Consider the following 11468-nt stretch of genomic DNA (forward strand, 5'->3'; position numbering starts at 1 on the left):
ACCCGCCGGATCCTGAGGAAGCGACGCAGGCCGCAGGCCCGGACTGCGCCCAGCCCAGAGCTCTACGGAGTTGCGCTCTACGGAGTTGCGCTCTACGGAGTCGCGCTCGACGACGGGCTCGGCGACACAGTCGGCACCGGAGCGTTGTCGCTCGCATGAATCGTGCTGACGAAGATGATCACGACGACCGCGACGGTCGCGACGGCACCGAGCACGATGAAGAGGAGTCGGCGACGCATCGTGCGTTCCTCCTCGAGAAGGCGCTCTTCTTCGCGACGTTGCGCTGCTCGCTGTGCTTTCGATGCCACGCGTCGACGCTAGCGGATCGGAACCGGCCACGAGGGATCCTGAGCGATATGGCAGTCGACTCCGGTCCGATCCGCGTCATCGCCCGGAACGACGGTGAAACATCCCTGTCACACGATGTTGACAGAATCAACATCATGGCGATCATCCTCGGAGACAACCAGTACGGAAAAGCGGAGTCGCGCGTCGTGCGCATCGTCCGCGACACGGCTCGGCACGAGATCCACGACCTCAATGTGACGACGGCTCTGCGGGGTCCGTTCGCCGAGGCGTACCTCTCGGGCGACCAGTCGAACGTGCTGCCCACCGACACGCAGAAGAACACGGCGTACGCGTTCGCGAAGACGAAGGGCGTCGAGGCGATCGAGCAGTACGGTCTCGAACTCGCACGCCATTTCGTGAACGAGACCGACCCCGTCGAGGGCGCTCGCATCGAGATCGAGGAGTTCGCCTGGGAGCGAGCGCTCGTCGACGGCACCGAGCACGACCACACCTGGCTGCGCAAAGGGCAGGAGGTGCGGACCGCCGCGATCACGGTCGATACCACGGGCGAGTACGTGATCGGCGGGCTCAAAGACCTGGTGCTGCTCAAGAGCACGGGGTCGGAGTTCGCCGGCTTCCTCTCGGACGAGTTCACCACTCTGCCCGAGACCCACGACCGCGTGATGGCGACCGCCCTCGACGCGAAGTGGCGCTTCACCTCTGTCGACGTCGACTGGAACGCCGTCTACCCCGAGATCAAGGCGCTCATGGTCAAGGAGTTCGCGACCCTGCAGTCGCTGGCCCTGCAGCAGACGCTCTGGCACATGGGTACGGCCGTGATGGAGGCCTTCCCGTTCATCGCCGAGGTGCGACTGAAGGCACCGAACAAGCACCACTTCGACTACGACCTCGGTCGTTTCGGCATCGAGAACCGCGGTGAGGTCTTCTTCGCCTCCGATCGTGCCTACGGGCTGATCGAGGCGACCCTCCTGCGCGATGACGCTCCGCCGGCGAACGACGCCTGGCGCGCCTCCGCTGGTCTAGCGTGAACGCAGTGAACACACTTCAGGATCCGGGATACCTCGCTCAGGCCATCGCGCTCGCCCAGCAGAACGTCGCCGAGGGTGGCGGTCCGTTCGGCGCCGTCATCGTGCGTGACGGCGAGGTGATCGCGACCGGCCAGAACCGGGTGACTCGCGACTTCGATCCGACCGCGCACGCCGAGGTCGTCGCGATCCGTGCCGCCTGTCAGGCCGTGGGCGACTTCTCGTTGGCGGGCGCCACGCTGTACACGTCGTGCGAGCCGTGCCCGCTGTGCTTGTCGGCGTCGCTCTGGGCCCGGCTCGACCGCGTCGTGTTCGCGGCCGACAGGTACGACGCCGCTCGCGGCGGGTTCGACGATCTCGCGTTCTACGAGTTGTTCGCCACTCCCCGGTCGGAGTGGGATCTGCCGATCGACTCGGTGCGCCCGGACGACGCGTCGGCTCCGTTCGACGACTGGCTGGCCAAAGAGGGCCGGACCGACTACTAGCTGCCAGCTCTAGCTCGCTTGACGCTCTTCAAGGGCCAATTTGCGAGTGGTTTTTGCTTACCGACGCGTATCGGCAGTAACGGGTGTGACTCGCGGTGCGGATCGCTCTCAAATTCGCGGCTACGTGCGGCGTCGCACCCATAAATCCGGCTCAGCTGCCGCGGTACGTCGAGTACGCGAACGGGCTCAGCAGCAGGGGCACGTGATAGTGCGCCTCGACGTCGGCGAGATCGAAGTCGAGCGTGACTCGCGGGTAGAACGTCGGGGTACCCGAAGCCGCGAAGTAGGCGCCGGTCGCGAACACCAGCCGGTACGCGCCGGCCGCGAGCCGGTCGGGGCCGAGCGAAGCGACGCGCCCATCGGCATTCGTGGTGCCGGTCGCGAGAACCAGGCCCGAAGGATCCTGCAGTTCGACTGCCACACCGACCGCCGGGCGCCCCACCGACGAGTCGAGCACGTGCGTCGTGACGTGACTCATGCGCGGGGTTTTGTCGAGGCGGCGTCGTCGGCGTAGACCGATTCGAGACGGAGGACGGCGATGTCGCGCAGCTCCTGGCCGACGATCGATAGCTCGGTGTCGTCGTCGAGTTTGAGTCGGCGGTCGAGCTCGTCGACAATCTCGGCGCGGCTGCGCCCGGCGGCGCGGATCAGGAACACGCGGTCGAAGCGCGCCTCGTAGGTCGCATTGCCCTCGGCGAGGGCTTTCAGCAGGTGCTGGTCGTCGACGTCGACAGCCTGCTGTTCGCGCCGGCTGAACTCGGCGGCGGCGTCGGCCCCGGTCGGCTTGTCGCCGATGCGCGGGTGCGACTCCATCGCCTCATCGATCTCCGTCGGACTGAGCGGGGTGGCCGACGCGTGCGCGGCGTCGCGGAGAGCAGGCCAGTCGTCGTAGGGCGATGCTGCCGCGACCTCACGAACGAAGCGGGAGACGTGCAGGGCTGCGGAGAGGTCGGCTTCGGAGACGTCGATCATGGTGTGGTCAACTGTAGCCATGGCCACCCTGCACGGCATTGTCCTCGCCGCGGGCGCCAGGGTTGATTAGCACTCCCGTCCTGCATCTATACAGATCCGTACCGACGGCGGTACCTTTGTGTCTATGCCTGAGGAGAGTGTCGCCGACTTCGCCAAGCGAGAGGGCATTTCACCTCGACGTGTCCGCGCGCTCATCGAGCAGGGCTCAATCCCAGCACGACAGGTAGGACGTCTTTGGCTTGTCGACCAGGCCTCCGCCCACCGACCGGCAGCGAGTCGCCCCCTTGCAGACCGTATGCGGGCTAACCTCCTCGCCGTCCTCTCCGGAGATGCCACGGAGGGCCTGTCCGCCTCTGAACGCGCCCGGCTTCGCCGCTACCTGAGCGAGCTCGCTCACAGTCCGCACCCCGACCGCATCCTGAGTGCGTGGGTACCAGACAGCGCACCCCTGAGGCTTCAGGTCGCCCCCAGCGACCTCGACGATCTCTCCGAGGACGACCGCCTGGTCAAATCCGGCTTCAGTGATCCGCGGGCCGAAATCGCCGGCGCAGGTCAGCTCGAGGCCCGCGTCGCCAAAGCAGAAGTCGACGCGATCCGCCGCGAGTACCTGCTCCGCCCCTCCCAGCAGCCCAACGTTTTCCTGCACGTATCCGACGAGAAGCCGCCCTCGCCTCTACCCCTCGGGCTTCTCCTGGTCGATCTCGCACATCATGAGGGTGTCCGAGAGCGCTCCCGCGTCGCCGAGCTCTTCCACGAGGTCGACGCGTGACTATTCGGGCACCAGCCATGACGAGCGCGCAGGCCGAGGCATGGCACGCGCTGTTCCAGGTCTACGAGGCGCACCCAAAGCACTGGGCACTCGTCGGCGGCCAAATGGTTCACTCTCTGTGCTGGGAGCGAGGGGCCGCCCCACCACGACCCACACAAGACGCCGACACCGTCCTCGACATTCGGGCTCAGCCGAAAAGGCGTCGTGGGTCGCGTCCTCCGCCCCACACTGCAAGGAGCCATCGTCGCCAAGTCGTCTGCGATGCTCATTGGTGAAGGCGCGATCGGTGATCGTCACCTCAACGACCTCTCAATCCTCGCCTCTCTCGTCACCCGTGCAGACCGCATCGGCCACGGCCTCACACGTGCAGAATCCGCCAGGGTCCGTTCCGCGTATGGCCTCGTCCTCGCCCGTCCGCCATTGCATCTCGTCGTCGGCGTCGACGCCGCGACCATCGAAATCGTCCGCGATCAAGTCATCCTCGCCTGAGGCGCTCTGACGCCTGCAACACTGAAGCCATGGCCACCCTGCACGGCATCGTCCTCGCCGCGGGCGCCGGAACGCGAATGGGGCGGGCGAAGGCGCTGATGCGCCACCCCGACGGCACACCATGGCTGGCGGAGGCCTGCGCGATGCTGGCCAGCGCAGGATCCTCCTCGGTCACAGTGGTCCTCGGATCCTCGTCCGATGAGGCGCGTGGCCTCGTGCCACCCGGCGTGCACGTGGTGGTCGCTCGTGACTGGGCGTCGGGGATGGCCGCCAGCCTGCGGGCGGGGCTCGAGGCCGCCGCGGCGAGTGACGCCGACGCCTCGCTCATCACGCTGGTCGACCTCCCCGGGCTGCCCGCGAGTGTCGGCCTTCGCGTTTCGGCCGACATCGAGGGGGCAAACGCCCGCGCCGTTCTCCGGCAGGCCGTCTTCGGCGGTCGCCCGGGCCACCCGGTGCTCGTCGGCCGCGACCACTGGGCAGCCCTCGCTTCCGAGCTCAGCGGTGATCGCGGCGCCCGGCCCTACCTCGCGCGTCACGGCGTCCTCGAGGTGGAGTGCGGCGACCTCGCCACCGGCGAAGACGTCGACCGGCCTCAAGCAGACGACCGGCCTGGAATACACAACCGGCCTGAGAAAGGCGACGGGCCCGGAACCCCCTGAGGGATCCCGGGCCCGCCCGGCGTCAGTCGCCCGCCGTTACTTCTTCTTGGTGGTCACCGTTACCGTCTGCGCCTGCTTGGCCACCGCGTTGTGCAGGTGGAGCAGCAGGATCTGCTTGGTGCTCGCCTTGGTGCGGTGCACCGCGATGCCCGGCGACTGGTCGCGCAGCAGAACTCCGCCGAGGTCGTCGGCCTTCTTCTGCGAGAACCAGAGCGACGGCTTGAGCGCATCGAAGCTGGCGGAGTGGGTGCTGTCGACCACGGTGCTGTCGGTCTCGGCAAGGCCCGGCGCGTAGTTCGAGAACGTCGCGACGTGATAGTTGAACGCGGTCGATTTCGACTTCGTCGTGTAGCCGAGGGCGGCGAGGGAGACCGGGAGGACTGCCACGGAGCTGTCGAACGTGTTCACGTCTTTATCGAGGTAGTTCGCGTTGTAGGGCTGGAGGTCGACCGTCTCGTTCGTGGACAGGTTGTCGGTGGCCACGAACGTCGCGTCGACCGAGGCCGATTTCGTCACGTACGACACGAAGTCGTCGGTGCCGTCGCGGTTGGTGTCGATGAAGACCTCCGGGGCTCCGTCGAGACCGGGGTTCGCGATCGGGCCGGCCGTCTTGATACCGAACGACACGATCCCCTTGTTCTTGTCGGTGAGGTTCGGCGCGTTGCTCGATGCTCCGACCGCGAGGATGTCAGCGCCGGCGAGGCTCTGCTTCGGGCTTCCCGTGGGGAAGGTCAGCTTTGCGCTGTTCGCCCCCAGCACGAACGGGGCGGCGAGCCCCAGGTAGGCCTGCGATCCCGTTCCCTGGTTGAGCGTCGTACCCGAGATCTTCAGCGTCGCCTGGGTGCTCGTCGACTTCGCGAAGACGGGGCTGGTCGCGGCGTTGGCCGAGACCGGCTTGGGAGCGGCGAACACCGACAGGCGAAGGCCCGACTTGGTCCGATCGGCCGAGTCGAACTTCACGTAGCCGGAAGCGGCTGCGACGAACTCGCGGACGAAGTCGACCCCGCTGACGTTCGTCGTGGCGTCCTGCGTCGGGTCGATCACCTTGCGCAGCTTCGACGGGTCGATCTTCATCGTCAGCGTGACGGTGGCGTCACCGCGAGCGGGGACGACGACCTTCGGCGCCGAGAGAGTGAAGCTCACACCCGGCTGTGTGATCCGGCTGCTGTACGACGTCGTGAACGTCTGCGAGGCGTTGCCGGAGTTGTGCAGCGTCAGAGTGCGGGTCGCGGTCTTTGCAGCCGAGACGGGGACGACCCCGAACGACGCCGACACGAGACCGGCGTTCTGCGTCGAGGTGACCGTCACCTGGTTGGTGACCGCCTGGAGCGCATCGATACGGCCCGTCCCCTGGCTCAGGGTCGAGTACAGGGTTCCGGCGGCGTTCTTCAGATCGTGGGTGGCCGTGTTCATGACCGCCTGCTTGACCTGGAGTGCGCTCCAGCCATCGTGCGCCTCGAACGTCAGCGCGGCGATGCCGGCCGTGTCGGGGGTGGCCATCGAGGTGCCGCTCTCGGCCTCGCGGTCGGTGCCCGTGCCGGACCTCACCGAGACGACGTTGACACCGGGGGCGGCGACGTCGGGCTTGATGATGTTCGAGTAGGAGCCGTGCACGCCGCGCGACGAGAAGGTCGCGAGGGTGTCGGTGAGCGTCGAGTCGATCGCCTGGTCGAAGAGCCGCAGCGAGTCTTTGAACGAGACCGTGACGGGGGTGCCCCCGGCCTCGGCGGCGGTGACGGCCGGGAGGAGCTTCGCGTAGGCGTCCTTGGTGATCTCGGCTCCGGGGATGACGGCGTTGCCGCTGATGCCCGCGTCGAACACGTTGACCGAGCCGCCGAGGAGCACACCGATGGCGCCGGCCGCGGTGGCGTTGTCGAAACGCTTGACCGAACCACACTCGAGGGCGGTGTCGGTCCACTTCAGAAGAACGACCTTGCCCTTGACCTTGGCCGCGTCGGCGGCCGTGTACGGGTCACAGCCGGCGGCGTTGGCCGCGCTGGGGAGGGTGACGACGCCGTCGGTCAGCGCCAGCGGCTTCGTGTACGAGATCGAGTACTGGGCACGAATTGTGCCGGCGACCGACGAGGGAGCGGTGACGTCGACACCGTCGAAGACGGCGGCGCCGGTCGTGGCCGCCGCGACGGTGAGGGCGTTCTCCGCGTCTCCCGGGCTGCCACCGATGTCGGTGAAGTCGCCGGCGTTGCCGCTGGCGATCACGGGCAGCACACCGCGAGCGACGAGGGAGTCGATCTTGGCGTTGTCGGGGTCGTCCGGGTTCGAGTAGTCGGATCCGAGCGAGAGGTTGATCACGTTGATGTCTTTGCCCTCGGTCAGCGCCTGGCCGACCCAGTCGAGGGCTGCGCCGGTGAGGTCGGTCGAGCCGCCGCCGTCGCCGAACACCTTGAGCGAGTAGAGACCGGCGTCGGGCGCGGTGCCCGGGCCGATCGACATGGTCTTGACCTCGTCTTCGGTGAGCTTCGTGTAGTCACCCGTGAAGGTCTTCTTGTCGGAATCGAGGCCGAAGCCGGCCGCGGTGCCTGCCACGTGGGATCCGTGTCCGCCCCCGCGCCCGTCGATGGGGTTGGCGTCGGGGTTGGGGACCGGGTCGTAGGCCTGCGACGACGGGTCAGCGTCATACGTCGGGCCGGCGAAGTCGGTGCCGCCGAGGAACTTCGCCGAGTCGAAGAGCGCAGGATCCGGCGCTCCCGTCGAAGAGAGAGCCTCGTCGTAGGCGGCCGTCGTTCCGGGGCCCCCAAAGTCTGCGTGCGTGTAGTCGAGGCCGGTGTCGATGACCGCGATGTTGACGCCGGTGCCGGTGTGCCCGGTCTGCTGCCAGGCCTGGACGGCGCGGGTGTAGACGTCGGACGTCGAGTTCAGCGGCGAGGCCTCCCCCTTGGTCGCGACGGGGGTGGGAATGCTCTTCGGCGCGATCGGCGTGATGCTCACGACGTCGGAGCGGGCGGCGATGGTGGCGAGCGACCCGGCGTCGGCGATGACGGCCACACCGGGAACGGTGTACTCGGTCGTGTAGAGCGTCGTGACCTTCGGGCCCTGGGCGGCGAGCGCCTTCGTGACGGCCGCCGCGTTCTGGCGGATGGCGCTCACGCGGTTCTTCGCGGCGGTGGACTGGGGTCGTCCGGTGAGCTTGCCGCCCTTAGCCGAGGCGTCAACGCTCAGTGCGCCGGTTCCCGATACGCGAATGAAGGCGGCGACGGATCCTTTGGCCTCGCGGAGCGGCGAGCTGAGCTTGAGCAGATCAGCGGTCTTCGAGGCGGAACCGAGGGGATTCGCCGGTGCCGCGGACGCGACGGTGAGTGGGGTGGAGACGAGGGCGATGGTGGCGGCGGCGACGACGCAGAGCGTTCCGACGGACCGGCGGGATGGGCGCACGTAGTTCCTTTGGGGAAGGTGAATCACGGTCGAGTTGGAGTGAGCCTGCCAGACTCAAAGTGACTTCACAACAAAACACGCGGGTTTTGCCAGACGGATCTGTCTAGCCGCGAGCAGGGGCCACCTTGATGACAGGAAGTCACCTTCGATACTCGAAATTTGACGTCTAGCATTATTCGTGTCGGCAGAGTCTTCTGCCCGTCTTCTCGACACACAGGGTGGTGCCCGTGGCTAGCAATTGCTTCGATTTCGATCGAGTCTCGGTTCGACGGTCGTTCCACCCTGTCTTGAACGACCTCTCACTGTCGTTCACCGGTGGCGTCTTGGCCCTGGTGGGGCCGAACGGCGCGGGTAAGAGCACTCTCTTCTCGTGCATTGGCGAAGGTCGACGCATCCACTCGGGTCGAATCATGGTTTTTGGTTCAGACCTGTCGACCCGATCGGGACGACGGGAAATTCGAGCCACCGTCGGCTATCAGCCCCAGCGACCGCAGTTCGTGTCGAACCACTCTGTGCGCGAGGCCGTGGAATACGCAGCGTGGCTCAAGGGCATTCACTACCGATCCCGCCCCGAGTCGGTCTCCCGTGCGCTCGCGCTGACGAATCTCGAAGACCTCTCGTCGTCACGCTCCGGGCGCCTGTCCGGCGGACAGGCCAAGCGGCTGAGTATTGCCCAGGCCATTGTTCATCGACCCGATCTGGTCGTGCTCGACGAGCCGACGGCCGCGCTCGACCCGGAGGAACGATCCCAGATGCTCAGAGTGATCGCCTCGCTGGGCGATGAATCCAACGTGATCCTGTCGACCCACCTGATCGACGATCTGCCAGATGTCTGCACCGATGTGGTGGCGTTGAAGGCCGGCACCGTCACGCACATCTCGTCATTTGCCGCCTTTGCCGCGGTGGCCGACGGTGACCTTGACTCCGCGTATCGCAGGGCACTCGGTCGATGAGGCACGGCACAGCGCCGTTTTGGCTTGCTGTCAGGTCGTCGCGGACGATGGTGGTCGCGATCGCTATCGTGGGGGTGGGCTCATTCGTCTCAACAAACCAGGTGTGGCCGGGGGTGTACCTCTGGCAGAACCGCACGTCTGCGTGGATCTCCAGTCTGACGATCGTCATCCCACTCGTCTCGGCATTGGCCGCCTGGGACGGCACTGCGATTCGCTCCGCGAACCTCCGGTGGCAGTGGCGCCACAGCCGCGACGGCGGGGTTCGAGCCGTCGTGCTGCTCCTGGCCGCGAATGTCTCGGTGGGGGTGCTCGTGTTCGCCGCGATTGGGATCGTCACCCATCTGCCGATCGGCGTGGCCGGCGTACCACCGGGTGGGCCCGTCTGGATCTGGGCGCTGTGCGGCGCCGTCGCGGTCATGGCGGCCTCGGCGGTGGGCATCCTAATCGGGCTCGCAGTGCCCTACTTTCTCACCGTGGTGCTGACGCCCGTCGCGGTCTATGTCGCCTGCGCCTTCGTCTTTCTGCAGGGGTCGCTCACAAGCACGGGCCGAGCGATGCTGAGCCCCACATTCCAGCAGATCGTTGAGCCCTTTTACGCCCTCAACGTGGGCCTGTTCGCTGCCCAAGCACTGTGGTTGACAGCCCTGCTCCTCCTTGGCTGTTCGCTGTGTCTGGTCGTCGTCGTCCGAGACACCTCATGGCCTCCAGTCGTGGCCGCCGGGACGACGATCGTCGCGGTCATCACCGGCGGGCTCCTGGCACAGAGAACTGACCAGCCCACCGTTCTGGTCCAGGCACATCCATTTGTCTGCGAGGGCGAAAAGCCTCTCCTGTGCCTCACCGCCGACTACGAGCCCGTGCGCGACTCGGTCGAACAGGCCCTCACCACGCTCTCGCGTCGCGTCTCCGGAACACCGTTCTCTTTCGAAAAAGTCGAGCTCCGCCCCCGTGGCGTTCTGGGCTCAGCATCTCGCGGAGCCGTGTCGCTTCATATGGACGATCAGGCCGACGGATGGCAACAGCGCGACTCCCTCGAACTCCTGCAGGGCGCCCTGGATCCTTCGAGCCCTGCGAGCATCTGCTCGGACACGCCTGGGGTGCAACCAGACCGGTCTTACTCGAATGCCACCGCCGTCGTGCTCGCCTGGGCTTCCGGTGACGGAAGCCTCCTTCTCGGCGATCCGAGCCTCGAGAAGGGTCGTGACCGACTCGCAGCCCTGACACCCAAGACTCGATCAGCGTTCCTCCACGACAACCTCGACCGCCTCTGCGCGGGCACCCTGCGCGTCGGTGACATTCCGTGAGGCTTCACTTGTCGGCGTACCACTTCTGGTTTCACAGCCTCGCGACCTCGGTCGTCATGCTGGCCGCAGTCTTCTCCCGCACCGTTTTCGTGCCCAGCGGCCCCCAGCTGAATTACGCACTGCCTCTCGGCCTGATTCTCCCCGCTGTCGCCGCGGCAGTGACGACACACGGCACCGGGTCGCGCGCCGACTACCTGGCCCGGCAGAGCGCGCGATCGTCGGCGACCCTCGTCGGCTTCCGCCTCGTCGCGGGCACTCTCATCCCGATGGGCATGACCATAGGGGTCTCAACAGCGCTGTTCCGTGATGGCTCCTACGGTGCGGTCCTCGCGAGAAATTACGCGCTGTGCCTCGGAATCGCATTCCTGGCCACTCGGATACTTGGCTCTTCATGGTTCTGGCTCCCCCTCAGCAGCTATGTCATCGCGTGCATGGTGGTCGGCGTCACCGCCACCGGGGGCCTTCGGCCATGGGCCGTCCTTGCTCAGCCGACGCTCCAGCCGGCGACCACGACCACGACCGGCGCCATTCTCGCCGGTGGGTGCGCGGTGTTCGTAGCGACCCTTCGTCGCTCGTCTTCCCAGGCCTCGCTGACATGACAGTCGGCGACCCGCGCCCGAAAATCGGGCAACCCAATGAAAGGAAACTCATGAAAGTAGTTTTCACCGCGGTCACTCTCCTCGCTGCCACCGCGCTCACTGCGAGTGGTGTGCTGATCGCCACACCCGCGCACGCGACAGCAACACCCAAGGCGACATGCTCCCCGACGGGCGCGTCGATCGGTACTTCGAAGGGGCGGATCCTCGGGACCGGAAGCGCGAGATGCTCCTTCGCGAACATCCCCGAATACCTGAATGTGCGTGTTTATCACTACTACGCAGCCCTGCCGGACGCCCTTGCGTTCTACAACCAGAAGAAAAAGCCGATGACGGCACGCACCTGGTCTGGAACGACGAAACGGTGTGACAACAGCACGACCGCCCAGTACTACGCGCAGGCTGAACTCGCACAGTACTCCGGGCCGAAGGTAAACAGCAGCAGAAAACGGCTCACTTCCTGCGCCGGTTCTGGAGCTTAGGGCGGGCCGGTGGGTGGAAAACCACCCACCGGCAC

Annotated in this window: 13 protein-coding genes; 9 read left to right on the plus strand and 4 right to left on the minus strand. The window is 66.5% G+C overall.

Annotation, left to right across the window (positions count from 1 at the left end):
• Positions 1-92: 92 nt before the first annotated feature.
• On the minus strand, positions 93-308 hold the full coding sequence (locus tag ASF54_RS10015; RefSeq protein WP_055961549.1) for a hypothetical protein: 216 nt from the start codon (positions 306-308) through the stop codon (positions 93-95).
• Between the two features lie 135 nt (positions 309-443).
• Here ASF54_RS10015 and pucL point away from each other — a divergent pair, with 135 nt between their 5' ends.
• Positions 444-1337, plus strand: a complete 894-nt coding sequence (gene pucL / locus ASF54_RS10020) for a factor-independent urate hydroxylase (RefSeq protein WP_055962426.1) — start codon at positions 444-446, stop codon at positions 1335-1337.
• Positions 1338-1342: 5 nt separating this feature from the next.
• A complete protein-coding gene (locus tag ASF54_RS10025) occupies positions 1343-1819 on the plus strand; it encodes a nucleoside deaminase (RefSeq protein WP_235480999.1) in 477 nt (158 codons plus the stop codon).
• A gap of 151 nt (positions 1820-1970) precedes the next feature.
• On the opposite strand, the gene uraH is transcribed toward ASF54_RS10025, so the two are convergent.
• Together uraH and uraD are read right to left on the minus strand one after the other, a co-directional pair.
• Entirely contained in the window at positions 1971-2297 is a 327-nt protein-coding gene (gene uraH, locus ASF54_RS10030) for a hydroxyisourate hydrolase (RefSeq protein WP_055961555.1), read from the minus strand.
• The gene (uraD, locus tag ASF54_RS10035; protein WP_162237119.1) at positions 2294-2812 is read right to left on the minus strand and encodes a 2-oxo-4-hydroxy-4-carboxy-5-ureidoimidazoline decarboxylase; all 519 of its coding nucleotides are present in this window, start codon (positions 2810-2812) and stop codon (positions 2294-2296) included. Before uraD ends, uraH begins: the two co-directional genes overlap by 4 nt.
• A gap of 274 nt (positions 2813-3086) precedes the next feature.
• Here uraD and ASF54_RS10040 point away from each other — a divergent pair, with 274 nt between their 5' ends.
• From ASF54_RS10040 to ASF54_RS10050, 3 genes are all read left to right on the plus strand, one after another.
• Positions 3087-3560 carry a hypothetical protein gene (locus ASF54_RS10040; RefSeq protein WP_055961561.1) on the plus strand — a complete coding sequence of 158 codons (474 nt, stop codon included), beginning with the start codon at positions 3087-3089 and terminating at the stop codon, positions 3558-3560.
• 204 nt (positions 3561-3764) lie between these two features.
• Positions 3765-4049: a hypothetical protein gene (locus tag ASF54_RS16900; RefSeq protein WP_055961564.1), complete on the plus strand. Its 285-nt coding sequence runs from the start codon at positions 3765-3767 to the stop codon at positions 4047-4049.
• Positions 4050-4078: 29 nt separating this feature from the next.
• Positions 4079-4708 (plus strand): nucleotidyltransferase family protein, encoded by a 630-nt coding sequence (locus ASF54_RS10050; protein ID WP_055961568.1) that lies wholly within the window; start codon positions 4079-4081, stop codon positions 4706-4708.
• A gap of 36 nt (positions 4709-4744) precedes the next feature.
• Here the strand turns inward: ASF54_RS10050 and ASF54_RS10055 are convergent, their stop codons facing one another.
• A complete protein-coding gene (locus ASF54_RS10055; RefSeq protein ID WP_055961571.1) occupies positions 4745-8098 on the minus strand; it encodes a S8 family peptidase in 3354 nt (1117 codons plus the stop codon).
• 227 nt (positions 8099-8325) lie between these two features.
• On the opposite strand from ASF54_RS10055, the gene ASF54_RS10060 reads away from it, so the two are divergent.
• The 4 genes from ASF54_RS10060 to ASF54_RS16435 are packed head-to-tail and all read left to right on the plus strand — an operon-like array spanning position 8326 to position 11433.
• The gene (locus ASF54_RS10060; protein WP_268760989.1) at positions 8326-9051 is read left to right on the plus strand and encodes an ATP-binding cassette domain-containing protein; all 726 of its coding nucleotides are present in this window, start codon (positions 8326-8328) and stop codon (positions 9049-9051) included.
• 47 nt (positions 9052-9098) lie between these two features.
• Complete coding sequence (locus ASF54_RS10065) at positions 9099-10355, plus strand: hypothetical protein (protein ID WP_162237121.1); 1257 nt, start codon at positions 9099-9101, stop codon at positions 10353-10355.
• Positions 10352-10954 (plus strand): hypothetical protein, encoded by a 603-nt coding sequence (locus tag ASF54_RS10070; RefSeq protein WP_055961579.1) that lies wholly within the window; start codon positions 10352-10354, stop codon positions 10952-10954. The genes ASF54_RS10065 and ASF54_RS10070 overlap by 4 nt, the downstream gene beginning before the upstream one ends.
• The gene (locus tag ASF54_RS16435) at positions 10951-11433 is read left to right on the plus strand and encodes a hypothetical protein (RefSeq protein ID WP_157510107.1); all 483 of its coding nucleotides are present in this window, start codon (positions 10951-10953) and stop codon (positions 11431-11433) included. The genes ASF54_RS10070 and ASF54_RS16435 overlap by 4 nt, the downstream gene beginning before the upstream one ends.
• The last annotated feature ends 35 nt before the right edge of the window (positions 11434-11468 follow it).

The organism is Frondihabitans sp. Leaf304 (assembly GCF_001423105.1).
Lineage (GTDB): Bacteria > Actinomycetota > Actinomycetes > Actinomycetales > Microbacteriaceae > Frondihabitans.